Source organism: Pseudomonas sp. 2995-1 (genome assembly GCF_002742505.1).
Taxonomy (GTDB): domain Bacteria; phylum Pseudomonadota; class Gammaproteobacteria; order Pseudomonadales; family Pseudomonadaceae; genus Aquipseudomonas; species Aquipseudomonas sivasensis.
In genome coordinates this window covers 1-25,599 of sequence record NZ_LJSA01000580.1, presented here as the reverse complement: position 1 = coordinate 25,599, position 25,599 = coordinate 1, and the positions used below count along the sequence as shown (strand labels likewise).

Genomic DNA, 25,599 nt, shown 5'->3' with positions numbered 1-25,599 from the left:
ATAAGTTGAATTCGCACTAGCTGCACTAGTGCATTTGCACTGTCAGGGCTTGTTTTTCAGACGCAGTTCACTCGCGAACAGCCCGCGTTCGCGGGCCCAAACGATGGCCGCGCTGCGGCTGTGCACCCCCAATTTGGAGTACACAGTGGCCACGTGGTTGCGCACGGTGTTGGGCGCCAGTTTCAGGCGTGAGGCGATCTCTTTGTCGGCCAGTCCTTCACAGATCAAGCCCAGCACATCGCGCTCGCGGGCGGTGAGGTCGGTGAAGTTGACGTTAGGCAGGTTGGGGCTGTTGACGCTCTTGGCGTTAGCCAGCTTTTCGATCAGGGTCTGGCTGAACCAAGAGGCGTCCTGCATCACTTCCTCGATGGCCGCCACCAACTCCAGTTCCGAGCGCTTGCGTTCGGTGATGTTCATCAGCACCAGCAGGTAGCAGGGCACGTCCTGGATGATCACGGTGTCGGCGGAAACCACGCAGTCGATCACTTCGTTGCCCTTTTTGCGCACCTTGAGGTCCTGGCCATCCAGGTTGCCGGCTTTTTCCAGGGTGGTGAACAACTGTGTGCCTGCCTGGGGGCTGTCGATAAAGTCGATGTCTTCGATGGACTTACCGATCAGTTCTTCGCTGATATAGCCAGTGATGTTCATAAAGGCTTCGTTGACGTCTACCACCTGGCGGTTAGCGGCGTTACACACCAGCGTGGGCACCGGCGTGAGGCGGAACGACTTGGCGAAACGTTCTTCACTTTGGCGCAGGGCCACTTCGGCCTTGCGTCGAGGCTCAAGGTCGGTGAACGAAAACAGCATGCAGTCTTCTTCGTTCATGTCCAGCGGCTGGCCGGCGACGATCACCAGTTTGCTGCCGCCTTCGGGCAGTTTCAGTTCGGCCTGCATCTGCGGGATGGTCGCGCCTTCGCCCAAGCGCTGGATGGCCAGGTCTTTGCGCTCTGCCTGCTCCAGCACATCCAGTTCATACACGGACTTGCCGATGACCTGGTCGCGGTTGTGGCCGGTCATCTCCAAAAAGCCCTGGTTGACCTTGATGTAGCGCAGGTCGCTCAAGCGGCAAATCACCGCGGGCGCGGGGTTGGCGTTGAAGGTTTTTTCGAAGCGCTGCTCGGCGCTGGCCCATTCGGTGGCGTCGCTGAGGATCAACACCAGTAACTCCGGCTCGCCGTGGGAGTCAGTGATCACAAGGCTGCGCAGGCGGTGGACCCAGGTTTTGTCCGGCTCGGCGATGGGCGTGACTTCCACCACCACGTCGCTGAATTCATCGCCTGCCGCCGCGCGGGCCAATGGGTAACTATCCGGCTGTACGGGATGGTTATTGCGATAACGCAGGGTAAAACGCTCGGCGTAGGCCTGGGCGTTCGCACCCAGTGCCTCCACGTCATCCACACCGTGCATGGTCAGCGCGGCTTCATTGGCCCACAGGATGGTCTGGTCGACTTCCGCGAGGATAATCCCATCGGAGAGCCCGGAGATAATCTGCTGCAGTTGGCGGCGGTTGGTTTCTTTGGCAAGTACATCCTGGGTCATGATTTCTCCGGTGTAGGGGCGCATGGACGTACGACATCCTGCCTTCACGATAGTGCAAAGAAACTGAGTACGGGGGAGTGCGAATGCACCAGGCGCACTGGTGCATTTGGGCCATGACTGAACGTATGTCGTTTCGCCAGACTCCATCCATCAAGGCATTTCGCCTTGCCTCAACAACATGTGAAGGACCTCTGTATGACCACTGTCTATGAAACCAATCGCTCGTTGTTTCGTGTGTCCTGGAGCTCGGTGCTCGCCGGTAGTGCAATTGCCCTGGTGACCTACCTGGTCCTCAGTGTGTTGGGCACTGCCATCGGTGCCAGTGCGGTTAACCCGATGCAAGCCGGTAACCCGCTGAGCGGTTTCGGCACGGGGGCCGGGATCTGGCTGTTTGTCTCCACATTACTTGCCATCGGTGTGGGTGCCTTCGTCGCCGGCCGCACGGCCCCGGATCGTGGCGGCCTGCACGGCGTGCTGACCTGGACCGTCACCACCTTGCTTACCACCTGGCTGTTGGCAGGCTTGGCCGCCAGTGTGGTTGGCACCGCCGGTAACGTGGTTGGTAAAGGCTTGTCTGCTGCCGGTAGCGGGATTGCCGCCGCCGCGCCTGGCATCAGCGATAGCGTCAAGCAGCAACTGAACGAGCAGGGCATCCAGCTGGACTGGAAAAGCCTGCAAGGCGAACTGGACACCTTGCTCAAGCAAAGTGGCAAGCCTGAGCTGGACCCGGCCAATGTCGAGCAGAAAACCGACCAGGCTGCCGCCGATGGCAAGCAGACAGCGACTACCGCAGCGACCGATCCTGCCCAGGCCGGCGATGCGCTGAAGCAGTGGTTTGAGCGCGTCAAAGCCTCCGGTGAGCCAGCGCTTAACGCGGCTGACAAAGAAGCCTTGGTCAATATCGTTGCTGCCCGTACCGGCAAGAGCAAGGAAGAAGCCACACAGATCGTCGACAACTATGCCCAGGCTTATCAGCAAGCCATGCAGAAGGTTGACGAGCTGAAACAGCAGGCTGAGCAGAAGGCCCGTGAAGCAGGTGAAGTCGCGGCCAAGCAATTGTCCCGCGCGGCCTGGAGCACGCTGGCGATGCTGTTGCTGGGTGCGGCGTTGAGCTTCTTTGTAGGGCGCATGGCATTGACTAACCGTCGCGTGCCGTTGGCTTAAGGCCGGCGATAAGGTGGCAGGGACGCCGCTTTACGGGTTGAAGCTACGCTCGACCTGATGGTGATGCGCGTAAACGGGCGACCTTTTTACGCGCATCACGCAAAGGTGACATTAGAGCGCAAGCAAAGGCGTCTAACTGATACTTCTCTTTTGTGCAGGCGCGTTCGCAGATGTATGCGGGCCACTATGCGAGGTGCAAGGATGCTTGGGGTGAGGTTCAGGAGTCGATGTTGGCAATGGCTTTAAAGGGTTGCTGTTATCCCTATGGCAAGCGGGTACGCTCACTCGCCACAGGGTATTGCTTGAAGCGTACTTGCTTAATGCGGCCGCATGCATTTCGGCAACCGATCGACCCCCACGTCCGTCAAGTTCCCAACCATCCCACTACCGGCACAATCATCAACGTACTCAATGCCATCGACATCACATTGCCGATGTACGGATGAAAGTGAGCAGGCAACTTAGATGCGATGGCACAGGCCAATGGTGGTGCGATCAGTGCGCCGAGCATTGCACTAGAGCCAATCACCATCCAACTGCCACCATGGGTAAGTACGGCTGCGGGTACCACAGATACCAAGGGAACATAGGTTGGATACCAACCCCGCTTGATCCATTGGCGTCGCCAGATCACGACCCCGATGGCAGAAGTCAGTGCCTGCGCACCTAGCAAGTGTAGAAGCAAGCCTGAACCATAGGCCGGACTCATGGGGTTGAGTGCATAGGCGAGCAATACCCCGGCTAACAGCCCGAGGCTGGCTAGCTCATTCCCGAAAAACGGTGCTTCGGAAAAGTCCGCCAACACGCGGCGCAGGCTCCAGATTACGCCATACGATTGCGGTGGAGCGGGTGATGGCCTAGTGGGGGCGATGTAGTCTGAACGCACCAACGATGGCACCTGGCGACACAGTGCAAACGCGATAACGCTTCCAGACGCCATTCCAAGCACATTGCCGATAACTGCCGGCAATCCCAATGGAATGCACACGAAATTGACGAGCAGTAGGCATGCCGGTGTAACCAGCAACGCGCCCAGCACCGCACCATTGAGTGCGACTTTCCAACCCCCGCCAAACATCAACACCATCGCGGCTGGCAACGAAACAAACGCCGCAAATGTTGGCTGCCAGGTTTCGGCGGTGACGCTCCAACCCCACAGCACGTTGCTTAGCAGCAACCCGATCAAAGAACTTGTTATCAGCCAAGGCCATAATCCGCTGCCATAGCAAATGGAAAAACCCTGCCAGGCTTTTTCGCGCTTGCTCGCCCACCATGCAAGGTAAGCGCCGCTCAACAGGCCAAGTGATGCAAGTTCATGTTTATAGAAGGCAACCTCGCTGATATCTCCCACTACCCACCGCAACCAGGCGGCCGGATGGGGGAAGCCTGTAATCATCTCGCTGTATCCCGGCCAGGAGCCTCGATGGCTGAATACGACCCACAGCACCAGCGAGCTGACGATCAAGCCTACGATGAGAACCGTAGTATCGGCTCTTGAGCCAGTTAAGGTTTTTTTGGCAAATAAGGTTTCCATGGCATGCCCTCTTTTCAGCGAGGCAGGGCAGAGTGTTTGGAATATCCGAGCATCTGATCGTAAAGATCATGGCGTCGGTCTCTTTGCAGATCGTTGAGACTGTTCCAGATCGGTGCGCTGCGGGCGCTGGTGATGTCGATATCGGCGAACAAAATCTCCTGACGATTTGCCGATGCGACTGCGCCGATCGGCCAGCCATTGGTTCCTGCGATCAGCGAGCATCCAAGGTAGCGCGCATCCCGCTCCTCACCGATGCGGCTGGCGGCAGCGATAAACACGTTGTTCACATGGGCTGCTGTCATCGTCAAATACGACGCCATGCACTTTCCGGCGTCATCGAAAAGAGGTGGTGGCGTCCACACCCAGTTGTTCAGACTGCAAATGATATCGGCACCTTGCTGACTGAGAATGCGCGGTACCTCAGGGAACCAGATGTCCCAGCAAATCAGCAGGCCGATGCGACCAATCGGCGTTTCGAATACCGGAAATCCAGTATCTCCAGGGGTGAACCAGAGTTTTTCCAGGTTCCACAAATGGGCCTTGCGGTACTTGCCTATAAACCCACCGGGACCTATCAATACCGCTGTGTTGAACAGCTGCATCCCGTCGATCTCGCTAAGACCGGCCACCAGATACACGTTGTGCTGACGGGCAAAATCTATCCACTCCCGCATGCTCTGCCCGCTGGGTACCGTCTCCGCATGATCAAAGGCGTCTTGGCGACTGCTGAAGAAGTACCCGCAGTTGGAAAGCTCGGGCAGTACGATCAGATTGGCACCGCCGTTTGCTGCTTCGGTGGCCAGCACGAGGCTCTGGCGTAGGTTTTCACTTCGATTGCGCACGCCCACCTGGGGATCGAACTGAATGACGGCGACGCGGGCAGGGCTTGTTGGTTCGCTCATGGGTTGACCTCTTATTTTTATGCAACCGGGGTTGGTTGGATGTTTATAAGAGGCGATGAAGTGTTTAAAGGGTAGTCAGATGGTTCCTGTTGCGTTGTAGTCGCTTTCTTATACTTTGATTTAGCTCTCCGTTCTGTACTCAGGATAGTCACGCAGGCTGAAACCACCGTTGAAGTTTGCTCGGGTTTTGCTGCAGATATTAATTACAGTATCGATGGCTCCTCTGAAACACGGCTCTGTCCACCCGGCATCAACAGAGAAAGATTCACCGCAAAAATAAAGGCCCGATACGTGAGAGAAGTCTCTATTGTATTTCATAAGGCCTACAGCGTCGTAGTAGGTACCTGCCCGATATAGTTTCGCACAACCAAGGGAGTTTTTATCATTCATCCATCGCTGAACAACTGCTTGTTCGCGCCCGATGTAAGGCGAGATAATTTCTTTTATATTTGCCGACTTTAAAAGAATTCTGTCTAACTCTTCTATGCATTTGTCGACGAGCTCCTTATCGTTGAATAATGATAGTTTTGTAGCGTCATCTTCCCAGGTATAGCTTAAGAGTATGCAGTCGTAGGTGCTGTTGTCGTTGTAGCGATACATGTAGACGTCATGTATAAAGCTGTCGGTAACAATAGCTTGAGGTATGTTTTTGTTGTGTGAGAGAAATGATTTTTTGAGTGGGGCATATACTTTGCAGCTCGTTTCCCAATGTGCTGTTTTGTAAGCGGAAATTGTTTCGTGTGGCAATAGTTCTGGACTAAAATTCTCGAGTGATATTTGTGTTTCTATCAGCCATGAAGGAAGGGTAATTACAACGGAGTCTGCATCGACGAAGTTGGTTTTGGCCTTGTCTAGGTGTGTGGCGCTACGGTCGAAGTAAACTCTTATCTTTCCAGTCTCAAGTTTTTCAAGCTTTATTACGGTGCTGCTGGTTAGTAAGCCTGTGGGGCTTTTGATTAAGTGCTCGTAAAGTGATTCCTTCACTTCATCCGGTTTTATAAAAAGTAGGGACTCGGCGAGAGAGGCAAGCCCTACATAGTTTGGTTTGTTGAAGCGAAGACCCTCTGAGTCGTATGTTTCTGAAGCTTCCAGGTAAGGTGAGGCGACAGGTACTCCCTTCGCATCCACACGTCCGTGGATCAACTGAAGATGGCTACTAAAACCAAATATTGCAGTGCGTAGGGGATATATCGAGCAAACATCATAGAAGGCTCCCCAACTGCCATCCCCAATTCCTATAGAGTAGAAAATCGCAGATTCTTGCGAAGTCATGCCCATTCCTCCAAAGTTGCCAGGGTCATTTTGGCGCCAATGGTTTATGACGGGCATCTTTACCAAGTCACGGAATGAAATGCCTTCGTATTTTTTGACTATAGAAGCCCACATGCTTTCCCAGCCTCTGGAGCCATAATGCTCTGATACCTTTAGCGTCATGCGCTCGGCAAATGTTTTCCACTTAGCAAAGACGACACCCAATAACTCACCGGGCGGCGCTGTTTTGCCATCCGTATTTTTCCAGATTAGCATCGTCGGTTCTGTGCCCCCCTCCAAGCTCCCCTCTCGCAGATATATTCCCGTTGATTGGACTGTAGGGCTGCCAGGATTTGGGAAGTCAGAATGGACAAGTTCGAACTCTTTGGCGTAATAGGCCATGAGCGAGCGACCGTCTTTCGGATGCTCGTTTGACTTGTTGAAAAAGGGCATTCTCATTGCGCCCATCTCAAAGGGAGGCCGCCCGGTGGTATTCGTATTATGTTTTCCGAGCGCTGTCAGATGTCTACCACCAATACGCTGTGATTTTTCAATTAATGTAATGTTTGTGAAGCCACATCTATGTAATTCGCGCGCTGTCGTTAAACCGGTGATTCCGGCGCCGATAATACATATTTTATGTAGGGTATCAGTCGCTGTGGCGATGCCGTTTTCCTGTTCTACTAAAGCACGATAGTCAAAGCACAAATCTGGCGGGTTCGGGAACGTACCTCTCCATTTATTATCGGTGGAGCGCTTTTCTCGATGACGTCGCTCAGCGATGTCCGCGGGATAGTTAAAATTAGATCCGATGGTCATGTTTATCTGCTGTTTGAATGGGTTGTTTTATAGGTTGAGCGTGAGCAGTGCGGAAGAAAATAAGCAGGATGTGATTTTTGGTTAGGGTATGTTGTGATTATGCGTAGGCCGAAGGGAAACTTGCGAAGTCAACTGTTCCCACACTTGCCAATCCCACCCAATTCTGGGAAAAACCCACCCTCTACGCCTTCAACGAGAACCCCCATGAGCAACAACGAACTCCAGATCACCGACACCCGCCCTGGCACCGGCAAAGCCGTCGTCAAGGGCGCGCTGATCACCACTCAATACACAGGCACCTTGGAAGATGGCACGGTGTTCGATTCGTCTTGGGAGCGGGGCAAGCCGTTCCAGTGTGTGATCGGTACCGGTCGTGTCATCAAAGGTTGGGACCAGGGCTTGATGGGCATGCAGGTGGGTGGTGTGCGTACGTTGTACGTGCCGGCGCATCTGGCTTATGGCGAGCGCTCCATGGGCGCGCATATCAAGCCCAACAGCAATCTGCGCTTTGAGATCGAGTTGTTGGAAGTACTGACGCGGGATGAATGAGAAGAGTCGAGCGATATGGATATCAACTGCACCATCAAGGACGTTTATATAGTTGAACTGGGGGCCGGCGATGAGGCTGAGCTCCAGCGTTTTTTTGAGCGGGCGCCGGATTACTTCATGGCGGTTAACGGCGAGCCTGCCAGGCCAACCGAAGCGCACGAAGCGTTGCAGAACCAGCTTCCGCCGGGCTGGCGTTGCAGCCGGATCTACTGGTTGGGTTATCGCGGTGCGGACGGGCAACTGGTCGCCGTAGTGAATATTGCGGCCGATTTGCTCGCAGATGGCGTATGGCATATCGGTCTGCTGCTGGTAGATGCCCGTTTTCATGGCACTGGACTGGCGCAGCAGGTGCATGCGGATCTTCAAGCGTGGGCGATCGAAAATGGCGCTCGGTGGCTGCGGCTGACAGTGGTTGTTGGCAATACCAAGGCCGAGCGTTTCTGGCCGAAGCTCGGCTATGTCGAGGTGCGCACCCGCGAGGGAATCAGGATGGGCCGCCAAGTGAACCATGTGTCGATCCAAGTCAAGGTTCTGGCCGAAGGGCAGCTTGATGAGTATCTGGCATTGGTTGCCCAGGATCGCGCCCTCCCACATTTTGATCCTCAGTGAGCTAAGGAAAACGCCTACCTGAACCCATCCTGAAGAATCTTCTTATTCATCCTGCGGAAACTTTCCTACGGTTTACTCTCCTGAAGTCGGGGCGTAAGCTTCGCGCGTTTTCATCAATAGCGGAGACCCTCAGTGGGTACTTGTTCGAGTGACAGTAGTCGGCCGGTTTCGGTAACCGGCATAGGCTTGGCAAGGTAACGCGCATTTATCCGATGCCGTTGTCTCGCCATCAAAGCGAGAAGCGGCATCCCGACAGCGGCCAGTTCTGGTCCTGTCTCGATCCTCTTTCATCGACGCTGACCAGCACCTGAGTGACCTCAGGATGCTACGGACGCGCCTGCCTTTTGCGGCGGGCGGGCCAAGCTTACTGCGCCTGTCTGACAGGCGTGGTGCGCAGCGGCAGTGCCTGCACGACGGTTTTTCCTCGCGCAGGAGTAACACCATGAACCTCACTCTGTTGAAAGAGTTCTTCGCCGGCTTCCTGCGGACCCGGCACATCGCCCGGCACTTCCGTCGCCTGGCCATGCTCGAAACCGTCACCGACGCCAGCGTCAGCCGCGAAGTGCCGCCGACCCTGGCGCAAACCCTGGTGGCCGCGGCCAACAGCAGCACCACGCAATTGCTCGGCACGTTGGGCAGTCATGCCGAGGGCTTGAACACCCAGGAAGCCGATGCCCTGCGTGTGCAACACGGCCTCAATGAAGTCGAGCACGAGCAGCCGCTGCCGTGGTGGGTGCATCTGTGGCACTGCTACAAAAACCCCTTCAACCTGTTGCTGACCTTGCTGGCGGTGATCTCCTGGCTGACCGAAGACATGAAGGCCGCCACGGTGATTTTCTCCATGGTGGTGCTCTCGACGCTGCTGCGTTTCTGGCAGGAGGCCAAGTCGAACAAGGCCGCTGATGCCTTGAAAGCCATGGTCAGCAACACCGCCACGGTGCTGCGTCGTGATGAGGCCAAGCGCGTCGAGTTGCCGATCAAGCAGTTGGTGCCCGGCGACCTGATCGTGCTGTCGGCCGGTGACATGATTCCCGCCGATTGCCGCGTGCTCAGTGCCAAGGACCTGTTTGTGAGCCAGGCGGCGATGACCGGTGAGTCGATGCCGGTGGAGAAGTTCGCCCAGCATGAGGACGCCAATACCCGCAATCCTCTGGATCTGGACAACATCCTGTTCATGGGCACCAACGTGGTGTCCGGTGCGGCGACGGCGGTGATCCTGACCACCGGCAACAACACCTACTTCGGTGCCCTGGCCCAGCGCGTGACCGCCACTGATCGCGCTACCACTTCGTTCCAGCATGGGGTGAACAAAGTCAGTTGGTTGCTGATCCGCTTTATGTTTGTGATGGCGCCGTTGGTGCTGTTTATCAACGGCTTCACGAAGGGCGACTGGACCGAGGCGCTGCTGTTCGCGCTGTCGATTGCCGTGGGGCTGACCCCGGAAATGCTGCCGATGATCGTCACGTCCACCCTGGCCAAGGGCGCGGTGTTTTTGTCGCGCAAGAAGGTCATCGTCAAGCGCCTGGACGCGATCCAGAACTTCGGCGCGATGGACGTGCTGTGCACCGACAAGACCGGCACCCTGACCCAGGACAAGATTTTCCTGGCGCGCCATGTGGATGTGTGGGGTGAAGAATCCGACGACGTATTGGAAATGGCCTACCTCAACAGCTACTACCAGACTGGCCTGAAGAACCTGCTGGACGTGGCGGTGCTGGAACATGTGGAGGTGCATCGCGAGCTTAAAGTCGGCACCGCCTTCCATAAGGTCGACGAGATCCCATTCGACTTCAACCGCCGCCGTATGTCGGTGGTCGTCGCCGAGCAAGGCTTGCCGCACCTGCTGATCTGCAAGGGCGCCGTGGAGGAGATCCTCTCGGTGTGCAACAGCGTGCGCCACGGCGACACCAACGAAGCACTCACCGATGAGCTGTTGGCGCGCATTCGCCAAGTGACCGCAGCGTTCAATGAAGAAGGCCTGCGTGTGGTGGCCGTGGCTGCGCAACCGATGGAACCTGGGCGCGACACCTACAGCTTGGCAGATGAGAACAACCTGACATTGATCGGCTATGTGGCCTTCCTCGACCCGCCCAAGGAAAGCACCGCGCCTGCGCTGAAAGCCCTGAAAGCCCACGGTGTTGCGGTCAAAGTACTGACCGGTGATAACGAACTGGTCACTGCAAAAATCTGCCGCGAAGTGGGATTGGAGCAACAAGGTCTGTTGATGGGCAACGACATCGAAGACATGACTGACGCTGAGTTGGCCAGGGCCGTGGAAACCACCAATGTGTTCGCCAAGCTGACGCCCAGCCATAAGGAGCGCATTGTGCGCCTGCTCAAGGCCAACGGGCATGTGGTGGGTTTCATGGGCGACGGCATCAACGATGCACCGGCGCTGCGCACGGCGGACATCGGTATTTCGGTGGACAGCGCGGTGGACATCGCCAAGGAAGCGGCCGACATCATCCTGTTGGAAAAGAGCCTGATGGTCCTGGAGGAGGGCGTGCTGGAGGGCCGCCGCACTTTTGCCAACATGCTCAAGTACATCAAAATGACCGCCAGCTCCAACTTCGGCAACGTGTTCTCGGTGCTGGTGGCGAGTGCGTTTATCCCGTTTCTGCCGATGCTGCCGATGCACCTGCTCGTGCAAAACCTGCTGTATGACATTTCCCAGATTGCGATCCCGTTCGACCACGTCGATGACGAGATGCTGGCCAAGCCGCAACGCTGGCAGCCGGGGGATGTGGGGCGCTTCATGCTGTTTTTCGGGCCTATCAGTTCGATCTTTGACATCACCACGTTCGCACTCATGTGGTACGTGTTCGATGCCAACACACCAGACCATCAGACGCTGTTCCAGTCGGGCTGGTTTGTGGTGGGGCTGCTGACCCAGACGCTGATCGTGCACATGATTCGCACCCCGAAAATCCCGTTCCTGCAAAGCCGTGCGGCGATGCCGTTGATGGTGATGACGGGCGTGATCATGGCCGTGGGGATTTTCCTGCCAATGGGCCCGCTGGCGCACTACTTCAAATTACAGGCGCTGCCGTCGCTGTACTTTATGTTTTTGCCGGTGATCCTGCTGGCGTACATGGCGCTGACCCAAGCGGTGAAGGGCTATTACATCCGTAAGTTTGGCTGGCAATGAATAGGGAAGCTCTCCTATGCAAGCAATCAACAACATCAACCTCAACTCCCTGATTGACACCCTGGTCAGCCTCACCGCCGCGTTTATCCTCGGTGGCCTGATCGGTTTCGAGCGCCAGTACCGGCAGCGCACGGCGGGCCTGCGCACCAATGTGCTGGTGGCGGTGGGGGCAGCGATTTTTGTCGACATGGCCAACCGACTCGGTGGCGCGGAAGGCGCGGTGCGAGTGGTTGCGTATGTGGTGTCGGGCATCGGCTTTCTTGGTGCCGGCGTGATCATGCGCGAAGAAGGCAATGTGCGTGGCCTCAATACCGCCGCCACGCTGTGGGCGTCGGCGGCCGTGGGGGCGTGTGCCGGTGCCGACCTGGTGCTCGAAGCGTTGCTGGGCACGCTGTTTGTGCTGGCGGCCAATACCTTGCTGCGGCCAATCGTCAATAACATCAACCGCCAGCCGCTGGATGTGGTGTCGGCGGAAGTCACCAACATCCTGTATGTGATTGCCCGACGTACCCAGCAAACCGCGGTATTGGCGTTGCTGGAATCCGAACTCGCGCGCTGTAACTACCCTGCCAGTGATGTCGACGTGCGTCCGTTCGGCACCGAGGAGGTTGAAATCGAAGCCACACTGGCGGTGACGTCGGTCGACGGTGACGAGTTGGACGCCCTGGTGGTGCGGATTTCCAGGTCGACGCTGGTGGTACAGGCCTTCTGGAGCCCGAGTACCACCGAGTAACGTTCGATGACTCAACCTTGCTGTGCCGAGGAAAAGTCCTACATTTAGTCGAGATTATCCCTTCATTGGAAAAAACAGTCGGTTGTTAAGGTTGCGCGCTTGCGCCTGCTCAGGAATCAAGGCGCGGCTTTACGTGTTTACTGTTTTTTTCAAAAGGAGGGGCCTTTACTGCCTGAGTTGTTGTAGGGAGTAATCAGCACCGTTTGTCGGAACTGTTACTTTTCACAGGTAGTTGGGTCTCGCGTGATATGTAAGCGTACTGATCTTCTCAGGGGAGTCTTATGAGCAACAAAGCTTTAATAGTGGATGACCACCCTTTTATACGCGCCACCGTCAAATATCTGCTGAAGCAGGAGGGCTTCGACAAAATCTACCAGGCGGGTAACGGCGCTGACGCCATGCAGATTGCTCGCGAAACCCGCCCTGACCTAATCATTCTTGACCTGGCGATGCCTAAGCTCGGTGGGTTGGAGGTGATCAGCCGGATCAAGGCGCTGGAGCTGCCTTGCAGGATCCTGGTGCTGACCTCTTATCTGGCGGTGTTCTTTTCGACTCGTTGCATGCGCGCTGGTGCGATGGGGTTTGTCGCCAAGACAGGTGAACTTGATGAGCTGCAGAAGGCGATCAGGGCGATCAGGTCTGGCTACAGTTGCTTCCCCAGCCTGCCCACCAGTTCGGTGCGTCGCGACGATTTGCAGTCCACTGAGCAGGAGTTGGTGGCGGCGCTGTCTGACCGCGAATTGACGGTTTTGCAAAAGCTGGCGCTGGGCCTGGGTAACAAGGAGATCGCCGAGGACATGCTGTTGAGCCATAAGACCATCAGTACCTACAAAACGCGGCTCAAGGAGAAGTTGCGCATGTCCTCGGTGGTTCATCTGTCCAAGTTTGCCCAGCGCAATCATCTGATCTGAAATGATTACCTCCCGGCTGGCGAAACACGCGGCCATCCTGCTGATGGGGCTGTTGCCTTGGGCGGCGATGGCCATCGAAGCACCCCGCGACCTGAGACTGCTGGGTCACTCCACTTTTGCAAACCCTTCTGTAGTGTTGGACGAGGCCGACTGGCGCTGGCTGCGCGAGCGGCGCACGCTGTCGATGGGCGTGTCGGCCCCTGATTTCGCCCCCTTTGACCTGAGCAGCAATAACGATGAATTGGAGGGCATCACCGCCGATTATGCGGCACTGGTCGCCCAGGCACTGAATGTCTCGATCGACGTGAAGCGGTACGACACCCGCGATGAGGTGATCGATGCCCTCAAGGCCGGCGAGGTAGATTTTGTGGGGTCGGCCAATGGCTATGAGGCGGCTGACTCGGAGTTGGTACTGTCCCGTTCTTACGCTAATGACCAACCTGCGCTGGTAACGCGCGCAGGGGAAAGCCAGGCGCTGAAAGCTGACCTTTCGGGTAAGCGCGTGGCGATGCTCTACCACTACATGCAGCCCGACGCCGTTCAGACGTTTTATCCCAATGCACAGTTGCTCTTATTTGCCTCGGCCTTCGAAGCCATAGGTGCTGTCGCGTTCGGCCAGGCCGATGTGTACCTGGGGGACGCTATCAGCACTCGTTATTTGATCAACAAGAACCACCTCAACAACGTGCGCATGGCGGATTTTTCCGCACTGGAGGTCAACCCTTTCGGGTTCGCATTCGCCAAGGACAATACACGCCTGTTGGGCATCATCAACGCTGCTTTGGCCGACGTTCCGGCCAGCCAGCAGCTGGAAATCCTACGTCGTTGGAGTGCCGGTGGCAGCGGGTTTCTGGAGGCGGATCAGCTGCGCTTAAGTGAAAGCGAGCAACGCTGGCTGGAGAAGAACCCTCGGGTGAAAATCGCGGTGCTCGACAAGTTTGTGCCGCTGTCTTTTTTCAACGGGCAGGGGCAATTCGAAGGGTTGAGCGCCGAAGTACTGTCGCGCATCAGTTTGCGCACAGGCTTGAAGTTCGATGTGGAGCGCGGCAGTTCGTTGCCCGCGCAAATTGATCAGGCCAGCGCCGGTCGTGTGGACATGCTGGCGGTCGTCACCCCGAGTGCCGAGCGGTCCGAAAAGATCCGTTTTACCCGACCTTACCTGTCCAACCCCTATGTGTTGGTGGTGCGTGCCGACGACGAGCAACTGGTGACCCTGGAAGATATGCCCGGCAAGCGCCTGGCAATCGTTAGCGGCGACAGCCTGGTCGCACAAATCGCCAAGGACTATCCCAATATCGGGTTTGTCGACGCGCAGAACCCTGAGCAGGCAATGGAATGGGTGGCCAATGGCAGCGTCGATGCGACGGCGGTTTCGCTGATCAGCGCGCGCTACATGATCGCGCGCCATTACCTTAAGCGTTTGCGTATCACCAGTACGGTCGGGAGGGAGCCTGCGCGGATTACGTTTGGAGTCAACCGCAGCGAACTGGAGTTGTACTCGATCCTCGACAAGGCGTTGTTGAGCATTTCACCCGAAGAAATGGATGAGCTGACCAACCATTGGCGCAGCGAGATCATCATCGAAGACAACTACTGGATGCGTCACCGCAATATGATTATCCAAGGGTTCGGCTTAGCCGCGCTGCTGTTGCTGGTGACGCTGGGCTGGGTGTTCTACCTGCGTAATCTGATTCGCAAACGCGCCCAGGCCGAACGTGCTTTGAGCGACCAGATGCGTTTTATGAGTGTGCTGATTGATGGCACGCCGCACCCCATTTATGTGCGTGATCGCCTGGGTCGCTTGATGGCCTGCAATAACGCCTATCTCGATGTATTCGGGTTCAAGTTGGAAGACGTCATCGGTAAGACAGTGGTGGAAACCGATACAGGTAACCCGCCCCAGGCTCGTTCGTTTCATGCCGATTATTTGCGTTTGATGGAGTTGGGTGAGCCGCAGATCCATGACCGCGTGCTCAAGGTGCCGGGTGGTGGCGTTCTGACCATTTACCAGTGGATGCTCCCGTACCGCGATAGCAATGGCAGTGTCGTGGGCATGATTGCGGGCTGGGTGGATGTCAGCGAGCGCCAGCGCCTGTTGCGCCAGTTGCAGGAAGCGAAGGAGGAGGCTGACGCGGCCAATCGTGCCAAGACTACGTTCCTGGCGACCATGAGTCATGAAATCCGCACTCCCATGAACGCAGTGATCGGCATGATCGAGCTGGCGCTGAAGAATGCCGAACAGGGCAGGGCTGACCGGGATGCGCTGGAGGTCGCGTCGGTGGCGTCCCGGGGCATGCTGGAGTTGATCGGCGATATTCTCGACATTGCACGGATCGAATCCGGCCACCTTTCCCTTAGCCTGGAGCCAGCCAATCTGCACGAACTGTTGGCCTCCGTGGCGCGGGTGTTTGAGGGGTTGGCGAGGGACAAGGGCCTGTTGCTGCGAGTGGAACTTGACCCGTTGATAGATCGACCCGTGATCGTCGACCCGCTGCGCTTCAAGCAGGTGGTGTCCAATTTATTGGGCAATGCGATCAAGTTCACCGCCTCCGGTCAAGTGTCGCTGGGCGCCCAGGGCGTACCTGTGTTGGACAGTGACCAACTGAACGTGCGGTTGTGGGTGGAGGATTCGGGCATTGGCATCAGCGCCGAAGACCAGCAGCGCTTGTTCAACCCCTTTATCCAAGGCAGTAATAATGAGCAGCCAGGGCGAAGTGGGTCGGGTCTGGGGTTGGTGATCAGCCGTAACCTGTGCGAGATGATGGGTGGTCAACTGCATTTGAGCAGCGTGCTGGGCAAGGGCACGCGAGTGGACGTGACATTGGCGCTTGCGATGACCACCGCCCTGCCGGTCTCTGCACCGGTCCCGCATATACCGCCTGCCCGTGGGTTAAACATTCTGGTGGTGGATGATTACCCAGCCAACCGCTTGTTACTGGCTCGACAACTGAGTTTTCTAGGGCATCGCATCACTTCGGCAGAGGACGGTGCCCAAGGATTTGCACTGTGGCAGGCCGGACATTTTGATGGCGTGATCACCGATTGCAATATGCCCTTCAAGGACGGTTACGCGTTGGCGCGTGACATTCGTGCACAAGAGCACCAGCTTGGGTTGACGCCGTGCCTGTTACTTGGGTTCACCGCCAACGCACTGCCGCAAGAGGCTGAACGCTGCCGGCAAGCAGGCATGGACGGTTGCCTGTTTAAACCTACCGGCCTTGAGGACTTGCGCTTGGCCTTGGCATCACGGACCGCCGGAGTCGCCACGGATAACGCCGGAGCAGCGTTTGATTTAAGCCCGCTGCTCACGCTGACGCAGGGCGATGACGATGCTCTCAGCGAGCTGCTGACGCCTTTGCTGGACAGCCTCGAAGAGGACCGTGCTTTGCTGTCGACGCTGAAAGGGCAAGGCGCTTTCGCCAAGCTTCACGACCTGGCTCATCGTGTCAAAGGAGGCGCGCGCTTGGTCAAGGCTGAGGTGCTGACCTCCTGCTGCGAGACCTTGGAGGGCGCATGTGAGCGGCGTGATAGGGGGGCGTTGGACGCTGCAGTTGAGTCCGTAGACGCGGCCATCGAACAGTTGCAGCACAGCCTGAGTCGTTATGGCAATCAGGCTTGACTGAGGAGGAGGGCCATTCGGTTGATTTGGGAGAACTCCTACGCGAAGCGGGAATATGCCTGATTTTGTCTTCGGGATATGTCTGGAAAATAGGCGTCGCTCACTGACGAGCGCTGCCTGCCCAGGTGTTTGCCATGCCGAACAAAGCACTGACCATCCTGATTGCTGATGAACAACACCTGCAACGGTTGTACATCGAAAAAATGCTCAATCAGTTGGGGTACCACCGGATCGTGCCGGTACAAACCTTCGAAGAAGTCCAGATACTCACGGCTATCCCAGCCGAACCCTTTGACGTGCTGATTATCAGCGCGGGTTTGATAACCCATGGCTGCGGGCCCCAGCCCCAGGTGCGCCATGTACTGGTCTACGATCACCTGGATTTGGGGGCACCCTGCGGCGCAACATCGGCGGTGGTGGTACGGCTTCCCGGTGTGCCGGACAACGTCAATCTCGAACACTTCATGGACATTATCGACCCACCCGAGGCCACGGTCGGCCTGCGGGTGTTGCCGTGGCTGCGCGAGTTATCGCGCAAAACGGTGGCGGGGGTTTAGTCCCACTTCGGCGCGATGCCCTTGGGGCTGGTCAAGCGGTGGCCACGTTCCAGCCCGGCAATCTGCGCCATATCGGCAGGGCTCAAGGTCAGCTGCATGGCCTTGAGGTTGCTTTCCAGATTGGCGTGTTTGGTTGACGAAGGGATGACCGCGTAACCCAACTGCATGGCCCAGGCCAGGGCGACTTGTGCCGGGGTGGCTTGGTGGTGCTTCGCGATCTGCTGGATCACGGGGTCTTTGAGCACTTCGCCGTAAGCCAGAGTCATGTACGAGGTGATCTGGATACCGTTGGCGGTGGCAAAATCCACGACGTGCTGGTTTTGCAGGTAGGGGTGCAGTTCGATTTGGTTGGTAGCGATGTGCTCGGCGCCCACGGCTGCGATGGCCTGCTTCATCAGGTCGATGGTGAAGTTGGAAATACCAATCTGGCGCGTCAGGCCCATGCGTTTGGCTTCCAGCAACTGCCCCATGAACTCGGCGACGGGCACTTGGTCTTCCGGCGACGGCCAGTGGATCAGGGTCAGGTCCAGGTAATCGGTCTTGAGCTTGCGCAGGCTTTCCTTGAGGCTTGGGATCAGTTGGCCTTCGGCGAAATTGGCGATCCAGATCTTGCTGGTGATAAACAGCTCACCCCTTGGGATGCCACTGTCGGCGATAGCTTGGCCAACATCTGCTTCGTTCTCGTAGATTTGCGCGGTGTCGATGGCCCGGTAGCCCAGTTCAAGGCCGGTGCTGACGGATTCGATTACCACTTGGCCTTGCAGGCGAAAGGTGCCGAGGCCGAAGGCGGGGACTTTTTGCGTGAGGATAGACATCAGTAACTCCATTAGGGCTGTAGGCAATGGAGTCAAGTATCCCCTCGTCGTTCCTTTGCAAACACAGTCGAATCCGAAAAGGACTCTTGACTGAATGTCACGAATGGCAAGTGTGTGGGGCTGGGGCATGAGGCGCTGTACCCACTGTAGCAGCGCCTTGAACGATCAATCTTAAGCGCGCAGGCGCTCGGCAGCCGCTCGCAACAACTGCTCGGTGGCGGTCCAGCCCAGGCAGCCGTCTGTCACTGACACACCGTATTTCATCGAAGGGCTCAACGGCTGGCAGCCTTCGAACAAATGGCTTTCGAGCATCATGCCGATCAGCGAGGTGTCACCCTGCAAGCGTTGCTCCAGCACGTCATTGAAGACGGCCGGCTGACGCAGTGGATCCTTGCCGCTGTTAGCGTGGCTGCAATCGACCATGATCCGTGGCATGACCTTGGATTGGGTCAGGCCGTGCTTCACCTCAGCCACGCTCTGAGCATCGTAGTTCGGCCCACGGTGACCACCGCGCAGCACCAGGTGGGTATCGGGGTTACCTGAGGTCTGAATGATGGCCGGGTGGCCCTGGCTGTCGACGCCGAAGTGACGGTGCGGATGGGACGCCGAACGCATGGCGTCACAGGCGATCGCGACGCCGCCGTCGGTGCCGTTCTTGAAGCCCACGGGCATGCCCAGGCCGCTGGCCATTTCGCGGTGGATCTGTGATTCCGTGGTGCGCGCGCCAATCGCCACCCAACTGAGCAGGTCATCGAAGTAGCCGGCGGCCATGGGTTGCAGCAGTTCAGTGGCGACGGGCAGGCCCAGGCGCAGCATCTCGCGCATCAGTTCGCGTGACAGGGTTAAACCGGCGGCCATGTCATCACTGCCATCCAGGCGAGGATCGTAGGCCAGGCCTTTCCAGCCGATCGTCGTGCGTGGTTTTTCGACGTAGGCGCGGATCACCAGCAACATCTGATCACTGACCTCAAGGGCCAGTTTCTTCAGGTTGCGGGCGTATTCCATGGCCGATTCCGGGTCGTGGATCGAGCATGGGCCGACGATCACCAGCAAGCGGGAATCTTCGCCATTGAGGATGGCGCGCACGGCTTGGCGATGGGCGTGGATCTGTTCAGTGAGGAACGGGCTGAGGGGCAGTTGGTGCTTGAGCTCAAGGGAGCTGGGCAGACGCTGGGTCAGGGTTTCATTGGCGCAAGTCAGAGCGGCAACGGGTAGAGCGGCGACGGAGGAGTTCATATTCATTGCTTCCTGGTCAAGCGGCGGGCTATTCCCGCGCGCTTGGCCTACTGGGGTGTTCGACAATTGGCCGTATCGGCTACGTGTGTTGGCTTGCCACCAATAGGTGACCGATCGGAGGCGGCAGGCTGTCCCGAGCGGAGCTTGCTAAATCGCCATGCAGTGCAAGTGTCGTAGCGGTAATAGGTGGCGTAGTTCATGTCGTGATTCCTTTAAGTGTTCTTGACCAAGTTGAAAAGTGTATGGAGGCCTGAAAAACAAAACCCCCGGTCGGGGAGCCGACCGGGGGTTAGATTTCTCTGGTAGGCGACCCCTTGAGTAGTGGGCGCCGATTTCAGGTATCAGGCGCGGCAGTGGCTAAACCAATACCCAAAATAAAAGCTGACCAGTGCGCTCGAACCGTTCACACGGGTAGCCGACACCGAGCGCTGGGCGCTGGCAGCAGTGCAAACCTGAGTGTGGGTGAGTTGCAACATGGTGTGTCTCCAAATGATGGTCGGAGCTTACTAGAGGCAAGCAGGGAGATTCAATCAGTAATTTCTATTGTATGGGGGTACTTACGGCTATGGGGTGAGTGCCGATATGCTGGTCACACTCACATACCGATTGCTTGGACGCGACCATGACTGCCTTCAGCCTTGCTGCTGCTCAATCCATTTCCATTGCGGGCGATGTGCCGGCAAACATCGAACGTCATTTGGCATTTATGCGTGCCGCAGCGGAGCAGGGGGTGCAATTGCTGGTATTCCCCGAGTTGTCGTTGACGGGCTATGAGCCGTCGCTGGCCGCTGAACTGGCGATTGCGCCAGAGGATCGGGTGCTGGCGCCCTTGCGGGAAATGGCGCAGGAGCTGCGACTGACGGCGGTGGTGGGTATGCCGATCCGACTGGCGCCAGAGGCGGGTGTGTTGATCGGTGCTCTGGTGCTGGGCGCGGACGGCTCCCTGGCGGTCTATACCAAGCAACATCTGCATGACGGCGAAGAAGCCGCGTTTGTCCCAGGGCAGGGCGGTGCTGTTGTTGAATTTGGGGCTGACCGGATTTCACTGGCGGTGTGTGCAGACTTTTCCCACGCCAGTCATCCGCGTGCTGCGGCGCAAGTGGGCGCCACTGTCTATGCCGCCGGTGTGCTGATCAGTGAAGGCGGCTACGCAACTGACAGTGCGCTGCTCCAAGGCTACGCCGCTGAATATGGCTTGCTGGTGTTGATGGCGAATCATGGTGGGCCTTCGGGTGGCTGGGCCTGCGCGGGTCGCAGTGCGATCTGGGCCGCCGATGGCAGTTTGCTTGCTGTTGTGCCCGGGGTAGGGAATGCGCTGCTGATTGCGAGTCGCCACGCCGAGCGTTGGACCAGCCAAGTGATAGCTCTGTAAATGGCCTTTCACCTGCGCGCTGCGACCGACCAGGACCTGTCCTTTGCACGAACGCTGACCCAACAAGCCATGGCCCGCTATTACGTTCAGTACGGGTTGTGGTGGTCCAACGATGGCTTCGACACCGCGTGGGCAGGTCGGGAAAACTGGCTGATTTGCCGGGACGACACCGTTTTGGGGTTTATCAGTCTGAGCCGTGATAGCCGGGCGCTCTACATTCGGGAGTTGCATCTGCTCGAAGACTGTCGCGGGATCGGCGCCGGGAGTTGGGTATTGGCGCAGATGACGCTCAAGGCGCAGGTGCTGGGCCTGTTGCGCCTGACCGTGTTCAAGACGAATCCGGCCAAAAAACTTTATCTGCGTATGGGATTCAATATCGTGGGCGAAGAAGACTACTTCTTGCGTATGGAGCGTGTCTGCAGCTAAACCATGCGTTCAATCCTAATAAGCGCATACTGGCTTCAGGAGTTGACTTCCTGATCGGCGTTTTGGCCATCAGCCTCAGAAAGGATAATCCCTTCTTTCATACCCAAAAGGACCGCTACCTTGTGGGCCTCCCCACGCCGTCCCTTTTTGCGCCCAGCGAGCACTTGATAGGTGGTTGCCGGATCGACGCCATGTTCTCGAGCGAACGCTTGAACTGACTTGCCTTGGTGTTCCAGCCAGGCCTTGGCTTGTGCTGCGGTACGGATTCCGGGCATAGTTCAAAACCGTTCAAGTTTGTTTAAATAAGGGATGAGAGTGTCACCTCTTGGGGTGTGCCAAACAGGATCATACATCCAAATGAGTGGAATCGGTTTGCGTTTGAGGCAAGAAAGGGAGCGACTTGGTCTGTCGCAAAAAGTATTTGGTGAAATCGGAGGCGTTGAAGCCAACGCACAAGGTAAATACGAAAGTGGAGGACGTGCACCTAAAGCGGACTACTTGTCTCGCGTCGCCGCGAGAGGTGTGGATGTGCTGTACGTTTTGACTGGCGCAGCCACGCCGATTCAATTGGAAAACCTGAGCCACATCGAAGAGAAGGTACTCGGGGATTACCGCGCAATGTTCAAGGAAGACCAGGCTGCGATCCGTCGCCTGACCTCTACTTTGGCCGAGCATTCATCCTCGATGAATGGAAAAGCCAAGCCAAACCCCCAGGATTCCTGACGCTTCGCCCAGCAAATTGAGCCATCCGCCTCCCGGCGGGTGGTCGTCGCTTAACCAAACTCCATATATATGACGCGTGCAACTAGGTCTGCGCCTTGGTTTTTTGCTAAGGTGTTCGGCAACCTATAAGACCATTTCGCGAGGTGTCTGCTTGATTAGGGTGCTAGTAGTCGATGACCATGATCTCGTTCGTACAGGCATTACACGAATGCTGGCTGACATCGATGGCCTGCAAGTAGTCGGCCAGGCCGAGTCGGGGGAGGAATCCCTGATTAAGGCCCGGGAGTTGAAACCCGATGTGGTGTTGATGGACGTCAAGATGCCTGGGATCGGCGGTCTTGGTGCAACGACCAAATTGCTGCGCAGCCATCCGGACATCAAAGTCGTGGTGGTGACTGTGTGCGAGGAAGACCCGTTCCCGACACGTCTGCTGCAGGCTGGTGCTGCGGGTTACCTCACTAAAGGGGCAGGATTGGCGGAAATGGTCCAAGCCATTCGCCTGGTGTTTGCCGGCCAGCGCTACATCAGCCCGCAGATTGCTCAGCAGTTGGCCATCAAGTCCTTCCAGCCTGTCAGCGACTCGCCGTTTGATGCACTGTCGGAGCGGGAAATCCAGATCGCCTTGATGATCGTCGGTTGCCAGAAGGTCCAGACGATCTCCGACAAACTGTGCCTCTCACCCAAGACCGTTAATACCTACCGCTATCGCATTTTCGAGAAGCTCGCCATCAGCAGTGATGTTGAATTGACCCTGCTCGCGGTGCGCCACGGCATGGTGGACGCCAGCGCCTGACATGACCACACCGTTTGATCCGAGTGCCTTTCTCTCAACCTGCAGTGGCCGCCCTGGCGTGTACCGCATGTTCGACAGCGAGGCCCGCCTGCTTTACGTCGGCAAAGCCAAGAACCTGAAGAATCGTCTGGCGAGCTATTTTCGCAAGAGCGGTCTCGCGCCGAAAACCGCCGCCCTGGTAGCGCGCATCGCCCAGGTCGAAACCACCATCACCGCCAATGAGACCGAAGCGCTGTTGCTTGAGCAGACGCTGATCAAGGAATGGCGGCCGCCCTACAACATTCTGCTGCGTGACGATAAATCCTACCCCTATGTGTTTTTATCGGACGGTAATTTCCCGCGCCTGAGCATTCACCGCGGGGCGAAGAAGGCGAAGGGCAAGTACTTCGGGCCTTATCCCAGCGCTGGGGCAATTCGTGAAAGCTTGAGCCTGCTGCAAAAAACCTTTTTTGTGCGCCAGTGTGAAGACAGTTTCTACAAGAATCGCACGCGGCCTTGCCTGCAATATCAGATCAAACGCTGCAAGGCGCCCTGTGTGGGCTTGGTGGAACCGTCGGAGTACGCCGAGGATGTGCGCCATTCGGTGATGTTCCTAGAAGGACGCAGCAATGCGCTCACCGATGAGCTATCGGCAGCCATGGAGCAGGCGGCGAGTACCTTGGATTTTGAGCGGGCTGCGGAGCTACGCGACCAGATCTCCTTGCTGCGCCGTGTCCAGGACCAACAAAGCATGGAAGGTGGCACCGGCGACGTTGACGTGATCGCGGCCTTCGTCAACCCGGGCGGCGCTTGTGTGCACCTGATCAGTGTGCGCGGCGGGCGAGTGCTCGGCAGCAAGAACTTCTTCCCGCAGACCGGTATCGACGAGGAAGTGGCCGAAGTCATGGCCGCCTTCCTGGGCCAGTACTACGTGAGCAGCCCTGAGCGCGACCTGCCGTCGGAGCTGATCGTCAACGTAGTGCACGAAGACTTCCCCACCTTGATCGAGGCGATCCACGAACTGCGTGGCCGCGAGCTGGACATCAGCCACCGCGTACGCGGCACCCGCGCGCGTTGGCAGCAATTGGCGGTGACCAATGCCGAGCAGGCCCTGAGTGCGCGCCTGGCCAACCGACAGCATGTGGCCGCACGTTTCGACGCCCTGGCCGAAGTCCTCAATCTGGACGAGCCACCACAGCGCCTGGAGTGCTACGACATCAGCCACTCCAGCGGCGAGGCCACCGTAGCCTCCTGTGTGGTGTTTGGTCCGGAAGGGCCGATTAAGTCCGACTACCGGCGCTACAACATCGAAGGTGTGACCGCCGGCGATGACTACGCCGCCATGCACCAGGCTCTCACGCGCCGCTTCAGTAAGTTGAAGGACGGGGAGGGCAAGTTGCCGGATATCCTTCTGGTCGACGGCGGCAAGGGGCAACTGTCCATGGCCCGCGACGTGCTCAACGAGCTGGCGGTACCTGACCTGATCCTGCTCGGCGTGGCCAAGGGGGCCACACGCAAAGCGGGTTTCGAGACGTTGTACTTGAATGATGCCGCCCATGAGTTCACTTTGAAGGGCGATTCGCCCGCGCTGCATTTGATTCAACAGATTCGCGACGAAGCTCACCGTTTCGCCATTACCGGCCACCGCGCCCGCCGTGGCAAAACCCGGCGAACCTCAACTCTGGAAGGGGTGGCCGGGGTCGGCCCGACGCGACGTCGCGACTTGCTTAAACATTTTGGTGGCTTGCAGGAGCTGTCCCGTGCCAGCATTGACGAGATAGCCAAAGCACCCGGTATCAGTAAAAAGCTCGCTGAGCTGATTTATGCGAATCTGCACAGCGAATAGAATGCCTTTCCACCTCGTAGCCAGTTGTGCCGATGAATATCCCTAATCTGATCACCGTTCTACGCGTCTTGCTTATCCCGATTTTCATTTTGTTGTTCTATCTGCCGTACGAATGGAGCTACTTGGCCTCCAGTTCGGTGTTCGCCTTTGCGGCTGCCACCGACTGGCTTGACGGCTACCTGGCCCGCCGCTTGGAGCAGAGCACGCCTTTTGGCGCGTTCCTGGACCCCGTGGCCGACAAGCTGATGGTGGCTGTCGCTCTGGTCCTGCTGGTGCAAGAGCACGGTAATCTGTGGCTGACACTGCCGGCCGCGGTGATCATCGGTCGTGAGATCGTCGTCTCGGCTCTGCGCGAATGGATGGCCGAAATTGGCGCCCGCGCCCACGTAGCCGTGTCCAACATGGGGAAATGGAAAACTGCCGCGCAAATGCTCGCGCTGGTCATCCTGCTGGCGAACCCGTCGGATTTCTCCTTTTGGGTATTGCTGGGCTACGCCTTGCTGCTTATCGCCGCCGGTCTGACCCTGTGGTCGATGCTCCAGTATCTGCGCGCTGCCTGGCCACATCTGCGCACTACTGTTGAAAAGAAATAAAACTTTTTTGAATCAAGAGGTTGACTGGTGCTCAGGATTCTATAGAATGCGCATCACCAAGCGGGAATAGCTCAGTTGGTAGAGCACGACCTTGCCAAGGTCGGGGTCGCGAGTTCGAGTCTCGTTTCCCGCTCCAAGCATTACGAAAAAGCCACTCAATAGAGTGGCTTTTTTTTGCCTGTGATTTATGGAATGGACGCTTCGGCGTCTTTTTTCGTTTCTGCGCAAAACCACTGTAAACCAGGGTAATCCCGTACGTTTGAGTGGTGTCTTATGGCGTTTTTACGGGGCGCCTGGAAATCGTATGTTGGCTTGCCTCTTCAGGTTACCGGAGGAGCATTAGGTGCTGACTTCCTAACAGGAACTCAGCAACTTTGACGGCTTGTCACCCATGCTGATCCGCTAGTTTGTGTTCCAGGTAGTGAATGTTCACACCACCTTCGCAGAAGCCTTCATCACGAACCAGGTCCCGATGCAGCGG

At 57.2% G+C, this 25,599-nt stretch carries 22 protein-coding genes and 1 tRNA gene; 15 read left to right on the top strand and 8 right to left on the bottom strand.

What is annotated here, in order from left to right:
- Positions 1-42: 42 nt before the first annotated feature.
- Positions 43-1,539: a PAS domain S-box protein gene (locus AOA61_RS27970; protein WP_095186527.1), complete on the bottom strand. Its 1,497-nt coding sequence runs from the start codon at positions 1,537-1,539 to the stop codon at positions 43-45.
- Between the two features lie 195 nt (positions 1,540-1,734).
- Here AOA61_RS27970 and AOA61_RS27965 point away from each other — a divergent pair, with 195 nt between their 5' ends.
- Positions 1,735-2,703: a hypothetical protein gene (locus AOA61_RS27965; RefSeq protein WP_032886629.1), complete on the top strand. Its 969-nt coding sequence runs from the start codon at positions 1,735-1,737 to the stop codon at positions 2,701-2,703.
- A 364-nt stretch (positions 2,704-3,067) separates the two neighbouring features.
- On the opposite strand, the gene AOA61_RS27960 is transcribed toward AOA61_RS27965, so the two are convergent.
- The 3 genes from AOA61_RS27960 to AOA61_RS27950 all read right to left on the bottom strand — a co-directional run bounded on the left by AOA61_RS27960 (position 3,068) and on the right by AOA61_RS27950 (position 7,209).
- On the bottom strand, positions 3,068-4,237 hold the full coding sequence (locus AOA61_RS27960) for a hypothetical protein (protein WP_178075223.1): 1,170 nt from the start codon (positions 4,235-4,237) through the stop codon (positions 3,068-3,070).
- 14 nt (positions 4,238-4,251) lie between these two features.
- A complete protein-coding gene (locus AOA61_RS27955; RefSeq protein ID WP_099603168.1) occupies positions 4,252-5,139 on the bottom strand; it encodes a nitrilase family protein in 888 nt (295 codons plus the stop codon).
- A 120-nt stretch (positions 5,140-5,259) separates the two neighbouring features.
- Entirely contained in the window at positions 5,260-7,209 is a 1,950-nt protein-coding gene (locus AOA61_RS27950) for an FAD-dependent oxidoreductase (protein WP_099603167.1), read from the bottom strand.
- Positions 7,210-7,413: 204 nt separating this feature from the next.
- Between AOA61_RS27950 and AOA61_RS27945 the strand changes: the two genes are divergently transcribed.
- From AOA61_RS27945 to AOA61_RS27915, 7 genes are all read left to right on the top strand, one after another.
- Positions 7,414-7,758, top strand: coding sequence for an FKBP-type peptidyl-prolyl cis-trans isomerase (locus AOA61_RS27945; protein WP_095186520.1), 345 nt, complete (start codon positions 7,414-7,416; stop codon positions 7,756-7,758).
- Positions 7,759-7,773: 15 nt separating this feature from the next.
- Positions 7,774-8,367, top strand: coding sequence for a GNAT family N-acetyltransferase (locus tag AOA61_RS27940; RefSeq protein ID WP_099603166.1), 594 nt, complete (start codon positions 7,774-7,776; stop codon positions 8,365-8,367).
- A gap of 442 nt (positions 8,368-8,809) precedes the next feature.
- Complete coding sequence (gene mgtA / locus AOA61_RS27935; protein WP_099603165.1) at positions 8,810-11,515, top strand: magnesium-translocating P-type ATPase; 2,706 nt, start codon at positions 8,810-8,812, stop codon at positions 11,513-11,515.
- Positions 11,516-11,531: 16 nt separating this feature from the next.
- A complete protein-coding gene (locus tag AOA61_RS27930) occupies positions 11,532-12,248 on the top strand; it encodes an MgtC/SapB family protein (protein ID WP_032886625.1) in 717 nt (238 codons plus the stop codon).
- Positions 12,249-12,529: 281 nt separating this feature from the next.
- Complete coding sequence (locus AOA61_RS27925) at positions 12,530-13,159, top strand: response regulator transcription factor (RefSeq protein WP_032886624.1); 630 nt, start codon at positions 12,530-12,532, stop codon at positions 13,157-13,159.
- Position 13,160: 1 nt separating this feature from the next.
- Complete coding sequence (locus AOA61_RS27920) at positions 13,161-16,778, top strand: transporter substrate-binding domain-containing protein (RefSeq protein WP_099603164.1); 3,618 nt, start codon at positions 13,161-13,163, stop codon at positions 16,776-16,778.
- Between the two features lie 134 nt (positions 16,779-16,912).
- Entirely contained in the window at positions 16,913-17,335 is a 423-nt protein-coding gene (locus tag AOA61_RS27915; RefSeq protein WP_032886621.1) for a hypothetical protein, read from the top strand.
- Here the strand turns inward: AOA61_RS27915 and dkgB are convergent.
- The 3 genes from dkgB to AOA61_RS32450 all read right to left on the bottom strand — a co-directional run bounded on the left by dkgB (position 17,332) and on the right by AOA61_RS32450 (position 19,862).
- On the bottom strand, positions 17,332-18,150 hold the full coding sequence (dkgB, locus tag AOA61_RS27910) for a 2,5-didehydrogluconate reductase DkgB (RefSeq protein WP_099603163.1): 819 nt from the start codon (positions 18,148-18,150) through the stop codon (positions 17,332-17,334). The genes AOA61_RS27915 and dkgB overlap by 4 nt on opposite strands.
- Positions 18,151-18,321: 171 nt before the next feature.
- The gene (locus tag AOA61_RS27905) at positions 18,322-19,386 is read right to left on the bottom strand and encodes a 3-deoxy-7-phosphoheptulonate synthase (protein ID WP_032886619.1); all 1,065 of its coding nucleotides are present in this window, start codon (positions 19,384-19,386) and stop codon (positions 18,322-18,324) included.
- A 341-nt stretch (positions 19,387-19,727) separates the two neighbouring features.
- Entirely contained in the window at positions 19,728-19,862 is a 135-nt protein-coding gene (locus AOA61_RS32450) for a hypothetical protein (protein WP_256583508.1), read from the bottom strand.
- A 146-nt stretch (positions 19,863-20,008) separates the two neighbouring features.
- Here AOA61_RS32450 and AOA61_RS27900 point away from each other — a divergent pair, with 146 nt between their 5' ends.
- Both AOA61_RS27900 and AOA61_RS27895 read left to right on the top strand, forming a co-directional pair.
- On the top strand, positions 20,009-20,758 hold the full coding sequence (locus AOA61_RS27900; protein WP_032886618.1) for a carbon-nitrogen hydrolase family protein: 750 nt from the start codon (positions 20,009-20,011) through the stop codon (positions 20,756-20,758).
- Positions 20,759-21,184 (top strand): GNAT family N-acetyltransferase, encoded by a 426-nt coding sequence (locus tag AOA61_RS27895; RefSeq protein ID WP_095186524.1) that lies wholly within the window; start codon positions 20,759-20,761, stop codon positions 21,182-21,184. It abuts the gene before it with no gap.
- Between the two features lie 35 nt (positions 21,185-21,219).
- Here the strand turns inward: AOA61_RS27895 and AOA61_RS27890 are convergent, their stop codons facing one another.
- Positions 21,220-21,459, bottom strand: a complete 240-nt coding sequence (locus tag AOA61_RS27890) for a DNA-binding protein (RefSeq protein ID WP_032886615.1) — start codon at positions 21,457-21,459, stop codon at positions 21,220-21,222.
- An 82-nt stretch (positions 21,460-21,541) separates the two neighbouring features.
- Here AOA61_RS27890 and AOA61_RS27885 point away from each other — a divergent pair, with 82 nt between their 5' ends.
- The 5 genes from AOA61_RS27885 (at position 21,542) to AOA61_RS27865 (ending at position 25,254) form a co-directional block, all read left to right on the top strand.
- Entirely contained in the window at positions 21,542-21,907 is a 366-nt protein-coding gene (locus AOA61_RS27885; RefSeq protein ID WP_032886614.1) for a helix-turn-helix domain-containing protein, read from the top strand.
- 151 nt (positions 21,908-22,058) lie between these two features.
- On the top strand, positions 22,059-22,700 hold the full coding sequence (gene uvrY, locus AOA61_RS27880) for a UvrY/SirA/GacA family response regulator transcription factor (RefSeq protein WP_032886613.1): 642 nt from the start codon (positions 22,059-22,061) through the stop codon (positions 22,698-22,700).
- Position 22,701: 1 nt separating this feature from the next.
- Positions 22,702-24,525: an excinuclease ABC subunit UvrC gene (gene uvrC, locus AOA61_RS27875; protein ID WP_095186526.1), complete on the top strand. Its 1,824-nt coding sequence runs from the start codon at positions 22,702-22,704 to the stop codon at positions 24,523-24,525.
- Between the two features lie 32 nt (positions 24,526-24,557).
- Positions 24,558-25,118 (top strand): CDP-diacylglycerol--glycerol-3-phosphate 3-phosphatidyltransferase, encoded by a 561-nt coding sequence (pgsA, locus tag AOA61_RS27870; protein WP_032886611.1) that lies wholly within the window; start codon positions 24,558-24,560, stop codon positions 25,116-25,118.
- Between the two features lie 60 nt (positions 25,119-25,178).
- Positions 25,179-25,254, top strand: a tRNA-Gly gene (locus AOA61_RS27865).
- Positions 25,255-25,599: the final 345 nt, after the last annotated feature.

Excerpts from the sequence above, each read along its gene's own strand:
- AOA61_RS27955 (WP_099603168.1), bottom strand. The coding sequence starts at position 5,139 with ATGAGCGAACCAACAAGCCCTGCCCGCGTCGCCGTCATTCAGTTCGAT.
- AOA61_RS27895 (WP_095186524.1), top strand. The coding sequence starts at position 20,759 with ATGGCCTTTCACCTGCGCGCTGCGACCGACCAGGACCTGTCCTTTGCA.
- pgsA (WP_032886611.1), top strand. The coding sequence starts at position 24,558 with ATGAATATCCCTAATCTGATCACCGTTCTACGCGTCTTGCTTATCCCG.
- AOA61_RS32450 (WP_256583508.1), bottom strand. The coding sequence starts at position 19,862 with ATGTTGCAACTCACCCACACTCAGGTTTGCACTGCTGCCAGCGCCCAG.
- uvrC (WP_095186526.1), top strand. The coding sequence starts at position 22,702 with ATGACCACACCGTTTGATCCGAGTGCCTTTCTCTCAACCTGCAGTGGC.
- AOA61_RS27945 (WP_095186520.1), top strand. The coding sequence starts at position 7,414 with ATGAGCAACAACGAACTCCAGATCACCGACACCCGCCCTGGCACCGGC.
- dkgB (WP_099603163.1), bottom strand. The coding sequence starts at position 18,150 with ATGTCTATCCTCACGCAAAAAGTCCCCGCCTTCGGCCTCGGCACCTTT.
- AOA61_RS27925 (WP_032886624.1), top strand. The coding sequence starts at position 12,530 with ATGAGCAACAAAGCTTTAATAGTGGATGACCACCCTTTTATACGCGCC.
- AOA61_RS27960 (WP_178075223.1), bottom strand. The coding sequence starts at position 4,237 with ATGGAAACCTTATTTGCCAAAAAAACCTTAACTGGCTCAAGAGCCGAT.
- AOA61_RS27920 (WP_099603164.1), top strand. The coding sequence starts at position 13,161 with ATGATTACCTCCCGGCTGGCGAAACACGCGGCCATCCTGCTGATGGGG.
- AOA61_RS27950 (WP_099603167.1), bottom strand. The coding sequence starts at position 7,209 with ATGACCATCGGATCTAATTTTAACTATCCCGCGGACATCGCTGAGCGA.
- AOA61_RS27930 (WP_032886625.1), top strand. The coding sequence starts at position 11,532 with ATGCAAGCAATCAACAACATCAACCTCAACTCCCTGATTGACACCCTG.
- AOA61_RS27900 (WP_032886618.1), top strand. The coding sequence starts at position 20,009 with ATGACTGCCTTCAGCCTTGCTGCTGCTCAATCCATTTCCATTGCGGGC.
- AOA61_RS27905 (WP_032886619.1), bottom strand. The coding sequence starts at position 19,386 with ATGAACTCCTCCGTCGCCGCTCTACCCGTTGCCGCTCTGACTTGCGCC.
- AOA61_RS27885 (WP_032886614.1), top strand. The coding sequence starts at position 21,542 with ATGAGTGGAATCGGTTTGCGTTTGAGGCAAGAAAGGGAGCGACTTGGT.
- AOA61_RS27890 (WP_032886615.1), bottom strand. The coding sequence starts at position 21,459 with ATGCCCGGAATCCGTACCGCAGCACAAGCCAAGGCCTGGCTGGAACAC.
- AOA61_RS27940 (WP_099603166.1), top strand. The coding sequence starts at position 7,774 with ATGGATATCAACTGCACCATCAAGGACGTTTATATAGTTGAACTGGGG.
- AOA61_RS27970 (WP_095186527.1), bottom strand. The coding sequence starts at position 1,539 with ATGACCCAGGATGTACTTGCCAAAGAAACCAACCGCCGCCAACTGCAG.
- AOA61_RS27965 (WP_032886629.1), top strand. The coding sequence starts at position 1,735 with ATGACCACTGTCTATGAAACCAATCGCTCGTTGTTTCGTGTGTCCTGG.
- AOA61_RS27915 (WP_032886621.1), top strand. The coding sequence starts at position 16,913 with ATGCCGAACAAAGCACTGACCATCCTGATTGCTGATGAACAACACCTG.
- mgtA (WP_099603165.1), top strand. The coding sequence starts at position 8,810 with ATGAACCTCACTCTGTTGAAAGAGTTCTTCGCCGGCTTCCTGCGGACC.